Source organism: Pseudomonas sp. H1_D04 (assembly GCF_054683855.1).
Map to the genome: position 1 here is coordinate 4,870,937 of NZ_CP162826.1, position 17,445 is coordinate 4,888,381.

Sequence of the window (17,445 nt, forward strand, 5' to 3'; positions counted from 1 at the left end):
TGAATGAACGCATTCTTCATGGGCGTGGGCACAGTGCTGCGCAAAAGTTGGGTCTGGAGCCTGTTGATCGTGTTGTGCAGCGCGCTGCTCGTATGGTTTTTTGGGCCGTTGCTGGCGGTGGATGATCACCGGTTCTGGCAAGGCGCTCCGGCTCGGCTGTTGACCATCAGTGGATTGTTCCTGCTGTGGGGGCTGGCGATGGTCATGGTGGGTGGGCGCCGTTCCGCACGACTTAACCAGCCTGCACACCAGGAGCGTCATGAGCGCCTGGGGTTGGTCGAGGACGAGCAGAAGCAGGTAAGAGGGCGCTTCAAGGAGGCGTTGCACACGCTGAAAACCTCGCGTCGCTACGGTGAACGCAGTGAGCGTTGGCGCAACGACTTGCCGTGGTATCTGTTGATCGGCCAGCAGGGCAGTGGCAAGACTCGCCTGTTGGCTGCCTGCGGATCGCACTTTGCGCTCGATCGAGGCGAGGGGATTAAAACCCCTGGCGCGACCCAGTATTTTGATTGGTATCTGGCCGACGAAGCCGTACTCGTCGAGAGTGCGGGGCGCTACCTGGCTCAACCGGATAGCGCCGTCGACGGGGCAGGGTGGTCGACGTTTCTAGGCCTGCTCAAAGTCCGGCGCAGGGCACGTCCGCTCAATGGCGTGATCGTGACCCTGGCGGTGGAGACGCTGCTTGGCAGCAATGAGCGCGATCTGGACTTGCATGCGCGAAACGTACATACGCGGTTGCAGGACATCCAGCAGACGCTGCATGCGGATGTGCCGATTTACTTGGTGTTGACCCACGCTGACCGACTGCCAGGCTTTGTGGAATTCTTTGATGCGGCACAGGGCGACAGTGCCGACTCTCTGCTGGGAGAGCGTTTGGTGACAGGCCCGGCCGGTGCTGACATTACACAGGTCCGTAAAGCGTTCGAGGCGTTGCTGCAACGCCTCGCCGCAGAGTTAATCCCGCGTTTGCATCAGGAGCGAAACGCAGAGCGTCGCGGCCAGATGCTCGACTTTCCGCGGCAGGTCGCGCAAATCGGTGAGCGTTTGTGCCTGTTTGTGGAGTCTGCGTTCTCTGCCCACCGCTTCCAGCGTATTAACGGTTTGCGCGGGTTTTACCTGACGTGTGCGCAGACGGCTGACAGACCTTCCCACTTTGTACAGGGCCTGTTCAACCGGGTGATTTTTGCCGAGGCCAATCTTGCGGGACTGCATACTCCAGAGCGACAGCGTATCCGTCGACATCAAGGGTTGCTGGCGTTGGCGGCTTCCCTGGCTATTCTCGGCGCGGGAGGGCTGTGGGCCTACAGCTATTCGGTCAACCACCAACGCTTGATTCAACTGGCTCAACTGAGCAAACCACAGCCGCCCGCCGTGCCAGGGTTGGACGTTACCCTGGCGCGGCTGCCGCTGTTAGATGCTCGCTTGGCCGCTACTCAGGTATTTCCCGCGTTGGCGGACGCTCGATTGGTCGAGCGCGGTGGGTTGTATCAAGGGGAGCTGAGTCGGCCGCTGCTGGTGAGTGCCTATGAAGATTCACTGCGTGAGCAGTTGCTGCCTCTGGTCTCCTCGATGCTGGAAGAACAGGTGCGAGCCAGTCTTGGCGACCGCGAGGAACTGCTGGATAGCCTACGGGCTTACCTGATGCTCAGTCTGCGTGAGCGTCGCGATAACGGTTGGCTGGCGCAGCGTGTAGCCGGTCATTGGTCGGTGCGTTATGCCGGTGATGCTGCGACGCAGAATCGGTTGAATGAACACCTTGCACGATTACTGGGGCTGTCGTTCGAGACGTCCTCGGACGTTGAACTGGTTGCCGAGGCTCGCCAGGAGTTGCGTGGTGAATCCTTGGCAGGCGTGGTCTACCGGGTGCTGCGTGACCAAGCGAGAAGTCTTGAGCCTCTTCGCCTGGCCGAGGGACGGGGGGTTGTCACTGCCGAGCAGCCCATACCCGGCTTCTACACCAAACGGTATGTGCAGTATTTTGAAAGGCAAGGCCCGCGCCTGGTCAACTCCATCGCTCAGGATAATTGGGTCATCGGGGAGGGCGCAGATCTGAGTGCACTGGATTTGCGGCGTTTGATGCTGGAGTTGGAGCAGCGCTATTTCAGTGAGTACGCTGATACGTGGAGTGAGGCCCTTGGCCAAGTTCGTCTGCAGGAAAGTAACAGCCTGAGGCAGCATGCGGACGGGCTTGCCAGCCTGGCGTCAGCGCAGTCGCCGTTGGTGCAACTGTTGCAACAGGTTCGGGAAAATACGCGCTTGCTCTCGGCCACTGATCGCCTTGAGGCAGTTACCCAACAGGTCTTGGATGTGGAGACTTCCGCTTCCAGTGTGTTGCTCAGCCAACTGCAGGGGCAGGCTGCACCTGACTCTGCCCGACGCGCGCTGCAGCGTCGGTTCGAACCTCTGCATCAATTGCTGGATGCGGAACAAAACCCCGGCGTTGAGCTGACGCAGGCTTTGCGGCTGCTCGATGGATGGCATCTGCAACTGGCGGCCCTGAACCGCGAAGGCGTGCCGGAGCAGGCGGTATTCACGATGGTCAGGCAGCGTATGGAAGGGCAACAGCCGTTGTTGGGTAGCCTGCGTGATGCTGCTGCGCGCTTGCCGCTGCCGCTCAAAGGCTGGTTTGAAGGCATTGCCGATGACAGCTGGCGACTACTGCTCGACGATGCCTATGTGTATATCAATCAGCGCTACCAAAGTGAGGTCTATGGCTTTTACGCCAAGGCGATCCAGCATCGGTATCCGTTCGATGCCACTGCCACCAGTGATGTCGCCCTAGGCGATTTCCAGGCGTTTTTCAAACCCCAGGGCGCCATGGCGAGCTTTTATGAAAGCTACCTGCGCTCCTTTGTCAGTGCCGAGGGCAGTCGCTATCGCCTACGGGGACTCGATGGCCGTAGCCTGGGGCTGTCGCGCTCACTGTTGGACCAACTGACCAGAGCCCAGATGATCCGCCAGGGCTTCTTCACTGAAGATCAGGGGGACTGGGCGGTGCGGTTCACGCTGGCTCCCTATAGCCTTGATCAGGCAGTCAGCCGTGCCGTCTTGAGCATTGGGGATCAACACCTTGAATACCGTCATGGTCCGATTGTGCCTATGGCGTTCCAGTGGCCGGGCGAGACGGATAATGGCCGTAGCAGCCTGGTACTGGAGAGGGGTGTGCAGCGGCCGTTGGGGATTGAAAAAAACGCGGGCCCCTGGTCGTTGTTTCGATTTTTCGAGCTGATGCAAAGTGAGCCCGCGATTGGTCAGGGCGCACAGCTGATCAAGGCCGAACTCGATGGCATGCGCGCCAACTTCCTGCTCAGCAGTCAGCGCAGTCTCGGTCCGTTCCAAATGGCGAACTGGCGCACATTCCGCTTGCCGGAGCAACTGTGAACCAGGCACATACCGCGGGATACAGTGCTGGGCGAACGGCCCGGGGCAAGGCGCGTTTGCGCAACGAGGACGCGTTTCTCGACTGCCCCCAGCGGGGGTGTTGGGCAGTAGCCGACGGTATGGGTGGTCATCAGGCTGGGGATGTGGCCAGCCGCTGGGTAATCAGCAGCCTGGCTTCGTTACCTGATCAGGGCAGCTTTGACGAACGGGTCGAGGCCGTGAGGCGGTGTTTGCGATCGCTCGACAGTGAAATGGGGCAAGCAATAAAGCAAGCCGCCGAGGGCATCATGGGCAGCACCGTGGTGGTGCTACTGCGCGAGGGCAATCGCGCCGCGTGCATTTGGGTCGGGGATAGCCGTTGCTATCTGTGGCGGGGACAGCGGTTGTACCAACTGTCGCGGGACCACGCGCTGTGGCAGCACCTGATGGACAAGCAGCAGTTGAGCCTGGAGCAGGCCCAGGCCCATCCGGATGCCAAGGCGTTGACCCGTGCCATTGGCGGCCGACAGCCGCTGAGCCTGGCAGTGCTGGAACTCAGTATCCAGCCGGGGGATGTATTTTTGTTGTGCAGCGATGGTTTGTATCAGGGACTCAGCCACGGCGAACTGGGCAGTGCCCTGAGTGTGGGGACACCCTTGCAGGTCGTGGATCGCTTATTTACCAACGTGATGCGAGGGGCCGCGCGGGATGACCTGACGGCCGTGGTGGTTCAGCCATGAGTGCAGTCACCGGCCCGCCGAACCTGCTTGCAGGACGCTATCACCTCGAACGCGAATTGGGCACAGGCGGGATGGGCGTGGTTTACCGCGCCCGTGATCTGCTGCACGAGGCGTTCGGCGAGCCCAACGCATGGGTGGCGCTGAAGCTGCTGGGCGATACGCTCGCCGAATCCCCCGACGGCCATGTATTGCTGTACAGCGAGTTCGCCCTGACCCGAAGCCTGCGCCACGATCATGTGGTCAGAACGTTTTCCTTCGAGGTTGACACCCCGCGCCAGGTTGCATTTTTCACCATGGAGTTGCTTACCGGTATGACCCTGGACCGGCTGCTCAAGGAGTGCCCTGATGGATTGCCATGGAGGGAGCTGAAACCCATCGCAATGCAACTCTTGGATGCGCTGGCGTATGCCCACCAGCAGGGCGTTCTGCATGGCGACGTGAAGCCCGCCAATATCATGGTGGGCGAGCAGGGTGTGCAGTTGTTTGATTTTGGTTTGGGGCATGGCGAGGCACAGCAGGCCGCAGGTTTGCCTGGCTTGAGTCGCAGCCGTTTAAACGCCTGGACGCCGGCGTATGCGGCACCGGAATTGCTGGCGGGCGGGCGCCTGTCTCCCAGGGCCGATCTGTATGGCGCGGCCTGTGTGATCTATGAACTCGCCCAGGGAAACCGCCCCGGCAAGGGGCAGTTGAATAAGCCATTGCCGAGGCCACGACAACTGCCCCGCCAGTGCTGGTCCGCGTTGCGTTCTGCGTTGGAGGTGGACCCTGAACGACGCACCCTTTCGGCCGAAGAATTGTGCGAAGCGATAAATGGACGGCGACGCCACTGGTTGTTTTAGTGGGCGTATCAGCCGTTCAAATCGTGCAGTTGGCAGTATTCGACCCAACTCAGTCCGGCCATCTGCGCCACTTCCTTGTGCACTTCCAGGCGCAGGGCCTCGAAGTCCTCGGAGGAGTCGGTGGTCAGTTTGAGCGTCAATTCCCATGCAAAGAGACCCTGGCGTTCGGCTTCTGCCTCAAACGCTTCATGCAGCCGTTCGGCGCGGTACTGTGCCAGGGTTTCGCCCTTGGCCTGGGCGGCCAGCGGGTTCAGCGTGTTCAGTTCTGCGGCCACATCGGGGTGTTCATTCAAGAATCGGTCCAGCGCGAGCTGGTGGTTATCGCCAGGTGGTGACAAGGGTGTGCTCCAAATCAGATGGAATCAGGCTTCAGTTTTTGGCCCGAGACGAGCCATATGCGCATTAAGCGCAGACAACAGGTATTGAAGCAGATTCCAGGATTGGCCCAGGTCACAACATTCAACAATTGAAAAAAACCGGCGTTGTCTGCTATTCATTGCTGAAATTTCCGCCCTGAACATGGCAAAAGGCTTTCGCTCCCGGTGTCAGGACGTGTAGCGTTAGCCCCGGTATTTTGGGCACTGCCTTCCATGGGCAGAGGGCGATGGGCAGAGGGTGGGTCATGGCGCAAACGCTGTTCAAACTGTTCTTCACCCAGCGTCTGGCTGCCTTGGCCAGTACCGAGTCGTTGCGTGCGATCCGCGAAGGGCTGCTGTGGATCCTGCCGTGCCTGCTGGTGTCAGCGGGTTTTCTGATCCTGTCCGAATGTGCGCGGGTCCTGGGGTTCGATCCGCAGGTGGTAGCGCTCCTCGCAGGGTTGCACAACCAGATCAGTTCAGTGATTCCGCTGCTGGTGGCGGCTTCCATCGGTTACATGCTGGCGATTCAGTACCGCCTGCCGCAGCTACCGGTGGCGTTTCTGTGCCTGGCTCATGTAGTGGTCGCGACCTTTATCCTGCGTGAATACCCCCGCGCGTCTGCCACGTTCGTCCTGTTTATCGCCATTGCCTCACCGCTGTTGAATGTGCCGGCCATGGCCTGGTTGTACCGCTACCGCTGGACCCGCCTGGTCAATGAAGACCTGGTAGGGCACAACCTGCGGGGTACGATCAATATGGTGGTGCCCGGTGCCATCACCGCTCTGGCGCTGGTGGTGGCGCTGTCTTTGTTGCTGCAGATTCCTTATGTGGCGCAGTTGCAGGGGCCCCAGGTGATTGAAGCCCTGGAGTCGCCCTATGGCAGCGGTTTGTTTGTCACGTTGATGAACTCGCTGTTGTGGTTTTTCGGGATCCACGGCGTGTACGCCATGCAACCGCTGTTCGACGTACTGGATCAGGCGGTGGTGCTCAACGGCGCCGCACTGGCAGCAGGTGAGCCGATTAAATATGTACTCAACAGCGGCCTATTGGGCAGTTTTGCCTTTATCGGCGGCTCGGGCGGTGCATTGTGCTTGTTGGTGGCAATCCTGCTGTTTTCCAAGAGTCAGTCGATGCGCCTGCTGGCCGTGGCGAGCTTGCCGCTCTCGCTGTTCAACGTCAGTGAAGTCCTGCTGTTCGGCCTGCCGATCATCCTCAACCCACGCCTGTTCATTCCGTTTCTGGTAGTCCCTGCCCTGAACGCAATGGTGGCGTTGACCGTGGTGGAGTTGGGGTGGGTATCTCCGGCGGTGGCCAGCGTGCCGTTCACTTCCCCGGTATTGCTCAATGCCTACCTGAGCACCCACGGCGATCTGGCGGCAGTCGCGCTGCAAGTAACGCTATTGGCCCTGGGCACCCTGGTGTACGCGCCGTATGTACGTGCAATCCATCGCCAGGCCGCTGAAGGTGGAACGGTGTACCTGAAATCCCTCGACATGACCTTCCGAGGCCTCGAAGAGAAAGGCCGGCTGCGCGAGCTGGACCCGGTGCTGGCGTCCCACAGGACCTTCGCGCGCCAAGCCAATGAACTGAGCCACATCCAACAGATCAGCGACTACGAGTTCTACCTTGAATTCCAGCCGCAGGTCTCGACACGCACCGGCCTGTGTACTGGCTGCGAAGCGCTGATGCGCGCCCGCGATGCCCAGGGCACCGTGCACTCGCCGTGGGAATTCCTGCAATGGTTGGCGCAGGCGCGGCTGATGCCGGACGTGGATGTGTGGGTGGCGTCCCAGGCGATTCGTCAGTATCAGAAGTGGCAAAAGCTCGGTTTTGCGCTGCCCATGACCATCAACATTTCCAGCGCGACCCTGACCGACGCGGCCTATGGCGAACGCCTCGTGGAAATCCTCGCTCAGGCCCATGGGCAGGTGTCGGTGGAAATCACCGAAGACGCGCTGATCAGCGACATCCCGGCCACGCGCCAGACCATCCGCAAATTGCAGGACATCGGCGCCAAGGTCTATATCGATGACTTCGGCACCGGGTTTTCGGCCCTGAGCTATCTGCACCAATTCCCGGTGGACTTCATCAAGATCGATCGCAGTTTCGTGGTGGCCCAACACGATCCCAAAGGCGCGCAAGTGCTGACCGGCATGCTGCGTTTCTGCGAAGCGCTGAACCTGGGCGTGGTGGTGGAGGGCGTGGAGACCGCCGAGCAGTTGGCCTTCCTGAACACCGGCCCTGAGTTGATTATCCAGGGCTGGTATTTCAGCAAGGCACTGCCGGGCGATCAGTTGGAAGGCTTTGTGCGCGAGCGTGAAGCCTTGGCGCAAGCCTAGTAGCCGCGCTGAGTCTGTTCGATGTCTTCGATCAGGCTGTCGATGCCCTCCAGGCGCGCGCGGTTATCGTGGTCCCATGGATGAAAGCCGGGTTTGAAGTAGTGCAGCCAAGGCCGCAGCATCCGTGGGAAAACTCCCTTGGGCCCATACAGAAACTTCAGCATGCGCCAGAAGCCTTTGAGGTGCCCGCCGGCCTTACGGTCTGCGATCAAGAGGCGTACGTGGAAGTCCAGCACGACCAGCCAGAAGAACACCGTGGTGGTCAGCATGGCGCCGGTGCGCAGCAGATAGCGCTTGGGGCCGGGCTTGATCACCGTATTCCACACGTCGAAGGCCACAGCCTTGTGTTCGGTTTCCTCTAGAGCGTGCCAGTACCACATCTGCTGGTAGCCCTTGAGTGAGTCGCCAAAGCGGGACGGATCGCTGAGCAGGATTTCCGCAAGCATCGCTGTGTAGTGCTCAAGGGCAATGGTGATTGCCAGGTTGAAGGCGGGTGGAAAGTGTTTTTTCTGCAGGTCCAGGACGAACTTGAGACGACGGTCCAGGGTGTGTGCCGGCAGCCCTGCCGCTTGCATCAGGTCGTTGTAGGCCACGTGTTCACGGCTGTGCATCGCCTCCTGACCGATAAAGCCCTGGATCTCTTTTTTCAGCGCAGGGTCCTCCACGCGCTGGCGGTAGTGGCGCACGCTGTCCATGAAAAACAGCTCGCCCTGGGGAAACAGCAGGGACAGGGCATTGAAAAAATGCGTGATGAACGGGCCCTGTTCGTGCCAGTTGGTGATGCGCTCGGCGGGCAGGACAAAACGGACGTCGCGGCGGATAGGCAGCATAGTGCGTGCTCCTGTTCAGAGACGGGGTTCGTCATTGGTTTCAAATACTGGCCTGCGTTGCTTGGGCGCCATGCGTTTGCTGGCGAACACCACCAACGCTTGATAGGCCGCGGGCATGCAACGGGCGAGCAGGTCGAGGAAATACGCATCGCGGCCGATCAGCACGCGGCGTTTGTTTTTGCGGATGCCTTGCAGGATCACTTTGGCGGCCTGGTCGGCATCGGTGATGAAGAGTTTTTCGAAATCGGCGCGGGCTTGCTGTTCGCTGTGGATCAGGAAGCCGGTCATGTTCGCGTCGATGCGGCTGCTGCGGCAAATGTCGGTCCGAATGCCACCGGGGTGAACGCAGGTGGCCGATACGCCGCAGCGTTGCAGATCCAGTTCCTGGCGCAGTGCTTCGGTGAAGCCGCGCACGGCGAATTTAGTGGCGTTGTAGCCGCTCATTCCCGGTTGGGCAAACAGGCCAAACACGCTGGAGGTGTTGATTACATGACCTTCGCCGCTGGCTTTGAGATAGGGCAGGAACGCCTTGGTGCCGTGGACTACTCCCCAGAAGTTGATGCCGACAATCCATTCCAGGTCGGCATAGTCCACGCCCTCCACGGTGCTGGAGAGGGCCACCCCGGCATTGTTGAACACTAGGTTGACCTGGCCGTGCTCAGCCATGCAGCGCGCGGCCCATTCTTCCATGGCCTGGCGATCGGACACGTCCAGCACCTGGGTGGTGATCATCACGGGTGACAGGGTGGAGGTCTTGATCAGCGTCAGGGTTTGCTCCAGGCCTGAGGCGTTTTTGTCCGCCAGCGCCAGATGGCAACCTTCCCGCGCGAGTGCCAGAGCCAACGCGCGACCCATGCCGGATGCCGCGCCAGTGATGGCCGCCACGCGACCGTTGAATGACTTCATGACAGGCTGCCTTCTGCGGTGGAATGGGCGGCCGCCGCGGGACGGGCGGGCGTATTGAGCGGTAACCGATCGACTTCATAGTCCTTGAGCGCAAACTGTCGCGTGACCTGCTTGAAGCGCCACGTGGAGCCGGGCCACAGGGTGGTGTTTTTACCGGTGCGCGGGTCTAGGTACCAGCTCTGGCAACCGCCGGTGTTCCAGATGGTGCGCTTGAGTTGGTCCTGCAGTTGGCGGTTGTACGCTTGTTCCACCGCTGGCTTGACGTCCACTGTGGCGATGCGCTGGCGCTGCATCTGCTTGAGTGCGTCGAGGATGTAGGTCACCTGCGCCTCGATCATCAGGATCATCGAGTTATGCCCCAGACCGGTATTGGGCCCGACGATCAAAAACAGGTTGGGATAACCCGGTACCGTCGTGCCCTTGTAGGCATGGGCGCCGTCGTGCCAGGCGTCCATCAGGTCCACACCGTCGCGCCCGATGATGCAGTCGCGGGGCACGGGGTCGGTAGCTTGGAAGCCGGTGCCGAAGATCAGGCAATCGGCCGGGTGCTTGATGCCGTCGGCGGTGATCACGCCGTCGGCTTCGATGCGCAGCACGCGGTCGGTGACCACCTCGACATTGCTGCGCGACAGCGCCGGGTAGTAGTCATTGGAGATCAGCACGCGCTTGCAGCCGATGGTGTAGTCCGGCGTCAGGGTCTTGCGCAGGGACGGGCGGGCCACTTGCTTGTGCAGATGGCGTTGGGCGATTTTCTGCACCATCTTCATCAGCCTCGGGTGCAGGGCAAAGCCCACTACGCGACCTTCCAGCGCCCAGTAAAAGCCGCCGCGCACCAGGCGCTGGGTGAAAGGCAGGTGCTTGAACAGCCAGCGTTCGACGGGCGAAATTGCCCGGTCAGGCTTGGGCATGATCCACGGTGGCGTGCGCTGGAACAGGTCCAGGTGGGCCACCTGCGGCGCAATCTGCGGCACGAACTGGATGGCACTGGCGCCGGTGCCGATCACCGCCACGCGTTTGCCTTTCAAGGAATAGTCATGGTCCCACTGCTGGGAGTGGAAGCGCTTGCCCTTGAAGTTCTCCAGGCCTGGAATCTCCGGCAGCGCCGGGCGCGACAGGCCGCCCATACCCGATACCAGCACCCGTGCGCTCACGTGCCGGCCATCGCTGAAGCTCAATTGCCAGCGTTGCTGCTGTTCATCGAATACTGCGCGCTCAAGGCCCTTGTTGAAACGCAGGTAAGGCGCCAGGCCGAAGCGCACAGCGCATTGCTCCAGGTAGGCGCGGATTTCCGCTTGGCGCGCGAACTGTCGCGTCCAGTTCGGGTTGGGCGCAAAGGAAAACGAATACACATGGGACTGCACATCGCAGGCGCAGCCTGGGTAGTGGTTGTCCCGCCAAGTACCGCCGAGGGTCTCGGCCTGTTCGGCGATAAAGAAGTCGGTGAACCCGGCCTCTTTGAGTTTGATGGCCATGCACAGGCCGGCGAAGCCTGAACCGATGATGGCGATGTCGATGGATTCACTGTGGGCATTCATAGGCTGTCCTTGATGGGCATCGGATGTGCTCCTGTTTTTGTTTTGTCTTTTAGATAAAACACCATTGCAAAGGAAAATTGAATTAATTATTTTAAAAAAGATTTTAAATAATCTACCTGAAAATATCGCCTACGCTAGGACCATGTTTGGTATGCACCACTTGTCCGACGGACGAGCACGGTCCGCATGAGGTCAAAGTCCAGGGGCGGGCGATGGCTGAGGCCTTGACCAATTCCGGTCGGGTCGCCAGCAGCAGGGAAGCAGAGGACCGAGCTATGGCTGTGGAGTGGGTTGCCGCTGCGGCGGGCGCAAGTGCGGTGTTATGGGGCTTCAGCGCCTGGATGACACGGCGCATCGAAGCCGCTGTCCCCATCAATGGGCGCTTGGTGGAGGTCGATGGCGAGCGCTTTCATTATGTAGAAGAGGGCAAAGGCCCACCCCTGGTGATGATTCACGGGCTGATGGGCAGCAGTCGCAACCTGACCTATGCCTTGTCCGGCCAGTTGCGTGAGCATTTTCGGGTGATCACCCTCGACCGTCCCGGGTCGGGTTATTCCACGCGTCATAAAGGCACGGCAGCGGACCTGCCGGCCCAGGCGCGTCAGGTCGCAGCGTTTATGCGAGCACTGGGCCTGGAAAAGCCCCTGGTGTTGGGGCATTCCCTGGGCGGAGCGATATCCCTGGCCCTGGCCCTTGACCACCCCGAGGCCGTATCCGGTCTGGTGCTGGTGGCGCCGCTGACCCATCCCCACCCCACCTTGCCGTTGGTGTTCTGGTCGCTGGCGGTGCGACCGGCCTGGTTACGGCGCTGGGTCGCCCATACCCTCACCGTGCCCATTGGCCTGTTGACCCGGCGTTCGGTGGTCAAGGGCGTATTCGCCCCGGACACCGCTCCCGAAGATTTCGCCACCCAGGGCGGCGGGCTGCTGGGCATGCGCCCCGACAACTTTTATGCAGCCTCCAGCGAGATCGCACAGGTCAACGACTTCCTGCCGGACATGGTCAAGCGCTACTCGCAACTGACGCTGCCCATCGGCCTGATCTATGGCGCGCGAGACAAGGTGCTGGACTTTCGCAAACACGGCCAGGCCCTCGCCGACAAAGTGCCAGGCCTCAAGCTGCAAGTGGTGGAAGGGCGCGGCCATATGCTGCCGATCACCGCAACGGCGCGAGTGGTAGAGGCGGTGTTGCAGGTGGCCAAGCGCGCGCGTCCGGCGCAAACGGCCACAGTCCTGCATCCGCCCTTTGCCCTGGCGAACAAATAATCGTGGTCCTCATTGCGGGTTCGAACGGCGCAAATGCTTGCCCTAGAGACCTGACCAAACGGCTGAAAAAGAGACTGCTCGGTCACGTAAAAAAGGCTTCGAAAAAGTAGTTGACGACCTAACGATTCCGCGTTATTTATTTAAAAAAATATTTCAATGTTTGTTTTGAAATGATTTTTGAAATGCCTAAGAGCGAATAAAAATGAAAAAAACGTCTTTTATCGCATGGTTGATTTCCCGGAGCCTTCTGCGCTCCCTGAACCTGTTTTCCACCTCCCTGCCAAGGAGGCTGCCATGAACCAGACTCTGGCAGCGCCAAGCGTGTGGACCGATGGCAAGCGCCACCTGTGGTGGTTGGGCATCATGCCGTTGGCCACACCCCTGTTGTCCGGCTCCCTTGCCATTTTCACCGGCGTCCAGCAGTTATGGTGGGTCGGCGTGCTGGTGATCTTCGGGCTGATCCCACTGATTGACGGCCTGCTCGGCGAAGACGTGAGCAACCCGCCCGAGTCGGCTGTCAGCCATCTGGAAACCCAACGCTACTACCGCTGGATCGTCTACACCGGCGTGCTGTTCGTCATCTCGTCAGTGATCATTACCGGCTGGCTGGCTGCCGGCGGCATCGAATGGATCATCCAAGGTGGTCTGTTGCACGCCACCGCTCACCTTGATCCTTCCAACTGGCTGGTCCACGCCGCCAGTTACATCACCGATCGCACGCAACTGCATGGCGCACCGAGCTGGTTCACCTACTTGGGCATGGCCATGTCGACCGGCGCCGCCACCGGCATTGCCATCAACACTGCCCATGAACTGGGGCACAAACCCAACGCCTTGGAAGTGTTCCTGGCCAAGGTCACATTGGCACCGACCTTCTACGGGCACTTCTACACCGAGCACAACCGTGGTCACCATGTGCGTGTCGCCACGCCAGAAGACCCGGCCAGCTCGCGCCTGGGCGAAAGTTTCTGGGCCTTCCTACCGCGCTCGGTGTGGTTCAGTGCGCACTCAGCGTGGAACTTGGAGCGCGAACGCTTGCGCAAACTCGGCCTGCCGGCCTGGCACTGGAAGAACGGTGTACTCAGTGCCTGGATGTACAGCGTAGTGCTGTGGGGCGCGATGATTGCCTGGCTGGGGGCGGCGGTGATTCCCTTCTTGATTATCCAGGGCATCTACGGGTTCTCGTTGCTGGAAGTCGTGAACTATGTCGAACACTACGGCCTGAAACGCCAGAAGTTACCCAATGGTCGTTATGAACGCTGCTCGCCTCGGCACTCCTGGAACAGTAATCGGATTGTCACCAATATCTTTCTGTTCCAGTTGCAGCGGCACTCCGACCACCACGCCAACCCCACGCGCAGTTATCAGTCGCTGCGCCACTTTGATGAATCGCCGCAACTGCCCTATGGGTACGCGAGCATGATTGTCTGGGCCTATGTACCTTACTTATGGCGCCGGCGCATGGACCATCGGGTGCTTAATCATTACGCCGGGGATATCAGCCTGACCAATCTTCAGCCCTCACAACGTTTGAAGTATCTGGAGAAGTACAGCAACAGCGCCAAGCCGTTCTGACATGAAGTAATACCCAGTTGTGTACTCGGGGCTTTAAATGCCGCGCAGGATTTTATCGCCCCGAGGAAGTGGTTTGACCCGAACAACAATAATTAAAGGGAAGGACGTACACCATGCAATCACCTGCCAAGTTCACTACCCATATTCTATTGGCTGCACTGGGCCTGATCGTTTATCACCAGGCCCAGGCCGCCCGTATCGAACCGGCCGGCAGTGCGTTCACCGCCCAAGGCCCCATCAGTTTTTCCAAGGGGGCGCTGATCAGCGCCGACTGCACCATTAAGGTCGCGGGCAAAGTCGCGGCCGATGGTTCATCCGTGAATGTCGACAAAGTTGAGTTCGATGGCGGCCTCAAGTGCAGCCGGGTCGAAGCCACCAACTTGCCGTGGGTGCTGGTGGCCAAAGACACCAAGAGCGGTTCCATGTCGAATATCAGCGTGGATGTGCACGCCTTCGGACTGGGCGGTAAGTGCGGGCCTTCTACCGCTGATGGCACGTGGGACAACGCCACCGGAAAGTTGGAAGCGGCCAATGTGCCTATTGGCGAAGACTGCAAGATCAAGACGGTGTCGATCAAGATGCCGCCCACCTTCAAAGTAGTTGAATAACGCCGTCCACGTTTAGAGCGGTAATTGAATTGAGATTTGGCTGGAAAGGGAAGTTCTGCAGTTTCACCGTGACCTCTCGTTCATGGCCATTACCCCCTGGCGAATGACTCGCCATTACATGTGAGGAAAAACAATGAAAAGTTTGAAAACCCTCGTTTGTGCAACTTCTTTTGCTCTGTGCTTTGGTGCCGTTTCGATGGCAAACGCCGCGACCATTGCACCTGCTGGTGCCGCTTTTACCACCTCGGGCTCTATCACCGTTAAGTCGCCGGCGTCCCTGAATATCCCGGTCACTTGCAACATTATCTTCACCGGTACCGTGGCGAGTGGTGGTGCTGGAGCTTCGATTACCGGCGCTACGGTCAGCGGTTCCAACCCGCTGTGCGGCGTTCCGGTGTTGAGCAACCTGCCATGGCCGCTGACGGTCGCTGGTACTGGGCCTGACGCGTTCACCGGCACTGTTTCGGGTGTGAAATTCAAAATCGCCTCTGACTGCAGCGCTACGCCGGTGACCATCGCGGTCAACTGGAAGAACTCCACCAACACGCTGGGTATTTCTACGCCTCAAACCGTGGGCTCTTGCACAATTACCGCCCTTACCGCTGTTCCAAGTCCAGCGTTCACCGTTAGCCCATAAGTACCCTGAGTACTTGACGTGATGATCACACGTTGAAACTGGCAAGTGCCTCGTAAGAGGCACTTGTTTGAAAAAGTTTGCAAGGGTGGAATACAACAATAAGGAGTGGCGCATGAGTATTAAGAGAATAGCCGCACGCAGTCTATTGGGCTTTAGCATTTCATCTGATCAGTGGCGCTACGCATAGGCGAAGTGACTCGCCAGACCCTGTGAGGAATAACAATGAAAAGCTTGAAAACGTTCGGTTGTGTAACACTCTTTGCTCTTTGCGGTGGGGCCATATCGACGGCCAGTGCGGCCACTATTGCCCCTGCCGGTAGCGCATTTACCACGGCGGGCACTATTACTATAAAGTCTCCCCTTAGTCTTAATGTACCAGTGACTTGCAACTTCGCGATGGCCGGTTCGGTTGCATCTGATGGATCAGTTGCAGCGATTACCAGTGCCGTGTTCAGCGGTTCAAACCCCATATGCTCAATTCCTGTCGCGAGTAATTTTGTGTGGCGTTTGAAGCTGACAGGTAGCGGTCCCGACGTGTTCCCCGGAACGCTTGGTGCGTTGAAGTTAAAGGTTGCATCGGACTGCAGCAGTTCTCCAGTGAACATCAGTGTTATCTGGAAAAACTCTACTAACACCCTGAGCATCACAAGCCCTCAAACCGTGGGTGCTTGCACGATCACAGGTCTCACTGCTTCACCCAGTCCGGCGTTTACTGTTTCTCCGTAAATGGCCTGGGTGCTGGATGGGACGGTCATGAATTGCAGTGAGCAAGTGCCTGGCAAGAGGCACTTGTTGAAGTAAACCGGGTTCGGAAAAACCGATATCGGTGCTTAACAACTATAAGGAGTCGGGCATGAATAATAAGAAAGCACACGCACGCACGTTAATAAACCTGGCCGTTATCGGCGGCCTGATGGTTATAACCGGCAGTGCGCAAGCCGGTGGGTTCTCTACTCCGACGTTCGGGGCGGAAGGCTGGGGCCGCGCGTTCGGTGGTGGTTCGATGTTTAAGGATGATCCGTCATCGGCTTACAACAACCCGGCGGCGATGGCGTTCATTGATCACAATATCTCGCAGTTCAACGTTGACTACGCGCGTATCAATATTCACTACAAAGGTACCGCCAAAGACTACGCAGGCAATCCGACCTCCACCACGACTGTTAACCCCGATACCTTTGAGTTCAATTCCGTGCCCCGCGATGGTGATGGAGGGCAGGGCGGTTTTACCGCCTGGGTGCCGACCGGATTCATGGTCATGCCGATCGGTGACCGTTTCGCTTTCGGTCTCAGCCAAGTGGTGCCCATGGGCGCACGTACCACCTGGGACAATGACTGGAAGGGCCGGGATTTTGCGGTTGACACGCGCATCGAAACCGTCGGGTTGACGGGGTCGCTCTCGTTCAAGGTCAACGATGAGTTTTCCATCGGCGGTGGCGCGATTGTTCAGCACACCAAAGGCTTCGTCAGCCAGAACGTTGACCTCTATGCCGCCGCTGCACTTGCTCCGAATTCGATTCCATTCCCGGCGGGCATTGGCTACTCGCTCATGCGAGTCAAAGTCGACAATACCTCGGTGGGCTGGTTTGCCGGCCTGGCCTGGAAGCCAACCCCACAAGACACTCTGGGTTTGAACTACCACGCCAAGATCAAGAACAAGCTCGAAGGCAAATACAACATCTACGCTGACGAAGGCTCCCAGGGCCTGATCGATGCTGGGTTGCCGGGCATTTTGTATCCAGGTCTCAACCTTCAAATGAACGGTAAAGCCTCCACCCAATTGGACGTTCCTGCCAGCGCAGCGATTGATTGGGTTCACCAGTTCAATGATCGTTTTACCCTCGGTGCCAGTGTCTTGTGGACCCAATGGTCGTCATTCAAAAACCTGACCCTGAAGTCTGAGGGGTCGACCATCGTTGCCATCCCTTACAACTACAAGGACGCCTGGATGGTGTCTCTCGGCGGCGACTATAAGCTCACCGATGATTTCACGTTGCGCGCCGGTGTTGCGACGGACCAGACACCTACCCGTAACTCCACCCGCGACCCGCGTATCCCGGATGGCGACCGGATCTTCACCTCGCTGGGCTTCGGTTACAAAATCAGAGCGATTCCAGGCCTGGGCATCGACGGCTCCTACTCCCACCAGTTCGTGGAAAAAGCCAAGTTGAAAACCCAGAACCAAGATCGTCTCGGGGGGGCAACCCTGGACGGCAAAGCCGAAGCCTATGGCGATGTCGTGAGCCTGGGGGTCACTTACAACTTCTGATCCTGTGTTACGCCGTGCCGGTGCGAAGCCCGCAGTCAGCGCATCTTTCTGCAGGTTTTTCACCGGTAATGCAACGAAGGGGTCGCCCACGCGACCCGTTCCGATTTCGTCCAATTCGCGTTGATTCGGCTGACAGGTTCAGTCGCTATTTTTTTCGCTTAAGCATTAAATAAAAATTTCAAA

14 protein-coding genes are annotated in these 17,445 nt (G+C 59.0%); 10 read left to right on the forward strand and 4 right to left on the reverse strand.

Annotated elements, in window-relative coordinates; translation table 11 throughout:
* The first annotated feature begins 3 nt into the window (after positions 1-3).
* The 3 genes from tssM to AB4N82_RS22630 are packed head-to-tail and all read left to right on the forward strand — an operon-like array spanning position 4 to position 4,939.
* Complete coding sequence (gene tssM / locus AB4N82_RS22620; RefSeq protein WP_460103105.1) at positions 4-3,381, forward strand: type VI secretion system membrane subunit TssM; 3,378 nt, start codon at positions 4-6, stop codon at positions 3,379-3,381.
* Positions 3,378-4,100 (forward strand): PP2C family protein-serine/threonine phosphatase, encoded by a 723-nt coding sequence (locus tag AB4N82_RS22625; protein WP_122756546.1) that lies wholly within the window; start codon positions 3,378-3,380, stop codon positions 4,098-4,100. The genes tssM and AB4N82_RS22625 overlap by 4 nt, the downstream gene beginning before the upstream one ends.
* Positions 4,097-4,939: a serine/threonine-protein kinase gene (locus AB4N82_RS22630; RefSeq protein ID WP_122765420.1), complete on the forward strand. Its 843-nt coding sequence runs from the start codon at positions 4,097-4,099 to the stop codon at positions 4,937-4,939. The genes AB4N82_RS22625 and AB4N82_RS22630 overlap by 4 nt, the downstream gene beginning before the upstream one ends.
* Positions 4,940-4,947: 8 nt before the next feature.
* Here the strand turns inward: AB4N82_RS22630 and AB4N82_RS22635 are convergent, their stop codons facing one another.
* Positions 4,948-5,277, reverse strand: coding sequence for a DUF6388 family protein (locus AB4N82_RS22635; protein WP_032886512.1), 330 nt, complete (start codon positions 5,275-5,277; stop codon positions 4,948-4,950).
* Between the two features lie 284 nt (positions 5,278-5,561).
* Here AB4N82_RS22635 and AB4N82_RS22640 point away from each other — a divergent pair, with 284 nt between their 5' ends.
* On the forward strand, positions 5,562-7,637 hold the full coding sequence (locus AB4N82_RS22640) for a PTS sugar transporter subunit IIC/EAL domain-containing protein (protein WP_095184563.1): 2,076 nt from the start codon (positions 5,562-5,564) through the stop codon (positions 7,635-7,637).
* Here AB4N82_RS22640 and AB4N82_RS22645 read toward each other — a convergent pair.
* Genes AB4N82_RS22645 through AB4N82_RS22655 form a run of 3 tightly spaced genes read right to left on the reverse strand, consistent with a single transcriptional unit; the run spans position 7,634 to position 10,908 of the window.
* A complete protein-coding gene (locus tag AB4N82_RS22645; protein ID WP_099602284.1) occupies positions 7,634-8,467 on the reverse strand; it encodes a metal-dependent hydrolase in 834 nt (277 codons plus the stop codon). The genes AB4N82_RS22640 and AB4N82_RS22645 overlap by 4 nt on opposite strands.
* A 15-nt stretch (positions 8,468-8,482) precedes the next feature.
* A complete protein-coding gene (locus tag AB4N82_RS22650) occupies positions 8,483-9,373 on the reverse strand; it encodes an SDR family NAD(P)-dependent oxidoreductase (protein WP_460103110.1) in 891 nt (296 codons plus the stop codon).
* Positions 9,370-10,908, reverse strand: a complete 1,539-nt coding sequence (locus tag AB4N82_RS22655; RefSeq protein ID WP_122765417.1) for a flavin-containing monooxygenase — start codon at positions 10,906-10,908, stop codon at positions 9,370-9,372. The genes AB4N82_RS22650 and AB4N82_RS22655 overlap by 4 nt, the downstream gene beginning before the upstream one ends.
* Positions 10,909-11,183: 275 nt before the next feature.
* Between AB4N82_RS22655 and AB4N82_RS22660 the strand changes: the two genes are divergently transcribed.
* From AB4N82_RS22660 to AB4N82_RS22685, 6 genes are all read left to right on the forward strand, one after another.
* Positions 11,184-12,173, forward strand: a complete 990-nt coding sequence (locus tag AB4N82_RS22660) for an alpha/beta fold hydrolase (protein ID WP_206073156.1) — start codon at positions 11,184-11,186, stop codon at positions 12,171-12,173.
* Between the two features lie 294 nt (positions 12,174-12,467).
* Entirely contained in the window at positions 12,468-13,748 is a 1,281-nt protein-coding gene (locus AB4N82_RS22665) for an alkane 1-monooxygenase (RefSeq protein WP_095184567.1), read from the forward strand.
* 113 nt (positions 13,749-13,861) lie between these two features.
* Complete coding sequence (praA, locus tag AB4N82_RS22670; protein WP_032886505.1) at positions 13,862-14,356, forward strand: alkane oxidation protein activator PraA; 495 nt, start codon at positions 13,862-13,864, stop codon at positions 14,354-14,356.
* 133 nt (positions 14,357-14,489) lie between these two features.
* On the forward strand, positions 14,490-14,993 hold the full coding sequence (gene praB / locus AB4N82_RS22675) for an alkane oxidation protein activator PraB (RefSeq protein WP_081797686.1): 504 nt from the start codon (positions 14,490-14,492) through the stop codon (positions 14,991-14,993).
* Positions 14,994-15,215: 222 nt separating this feature from the next.
* A complete protein-coding gene (gene praB / locus AB4N82_RS22680; protein ID WP_277419709.1) occupies positions 15,216-15,719 on the forward strand; it encodes an alkane oxidation protein activator PraB in 504 nt (167 codons plus the stop codon).
* Between the two features lie 127 nt (positions 15,720-15,846).
* A complete protein-coding gene (locus AB4N82_RS22685) occupies positions 15,847-17,262 on the forward strand; it encodes an outer membrane protein transport protein (protein WP_099602287.1) in 1,416 nt (471 codons plus the stop codon).
* Positions 17,263-17,445: the final 183 nt, after the last annotated feature.

Bases quoted from the DNA above. Each gene is read 5' to 3' on its own strand.
- AB4N82_RS22645 (WP_099602284.1), bottom strand. From the start codon at position 8,467: ATGCTGCCTATCCGCCGCGACGTCCGTTTTGTCCTGCCCGCCGAGCGC.
- AB4N82_RS22650 (WP_460103110.1), bottom strand. From the start codon at position 9,373: ATGAAGTCATTCAACGGTCGCGTGGCGGCCATCACTGGCGCGGCATCC.
- praB (WP_081797686.1), top strand. From the start codon at position 14,490: ATGAAAAGTTTGAAAACCCTCGTTTGTGCAACTTCTTTTGCTCTGTGC.
- praA (WP_032886505.1), top strand. From the start codon at position 13,862: ATGCAATCACCTGCCAAGTTCACTACCCATATTCTATTGGCTGCACTG.
- AB4N82_RS22630 (WP_122765420.1), top strand. From the start codon at position 4,097: ATGAGTGCAGTCACCGGCCCGCCGAACCTGCTTGCAGGACGCTATCAC.
- AB4N82_RS22640 (WP_095184563.1), top strand. From the start codon at position 5,562: ATGGCGCAAACGCTGTTCAAACTGTTCTTCACCCAGCGTCTGGCTGCC.
- AB4N82_RS22665 (WP_095184567.1), top strand. From the start codon at position 12,468: ATGAACCAGACTCTGGCAGCGCCAAGCGTGTGGACCGATGGCAAGCGC.
- tssM (WP_460103105.1), top strand. From the start codon at position 4: ATGAACGCATTCTTCATGGGCGTGGGCACAGTGCTGCGCAAAAGTTGG.
- praB (WP_277419709.1), top strand. From the start codon at position 15,216: ATGAAAAGCTTGAAAACGTTCGGTTGTGTAACACTCTTTGCTCTTTGC.
- AB4N82_RS22685 (WP_099602287.1), top strand. From the start codon at position 15,847: ATGAATAATAAGAAAGCACACGCACGCACGTTAATAAACCTGGCCGTT.
- AB4N82_RS22660 (WP_206073156.1), top strand. From the start codon at position 11,184: ATGGCTGTGGAGTGGGTTGCCGCTGCGGCGGGCGCAAGTGCGGTGTTA.
- AB4N82_RS22655 (WP_122765417.1), bottom strand. From the start codon at position 10,908: ATGAATGCCCACAGTGAATCCATCGACATCGCCATCATCGGTTCAGGC.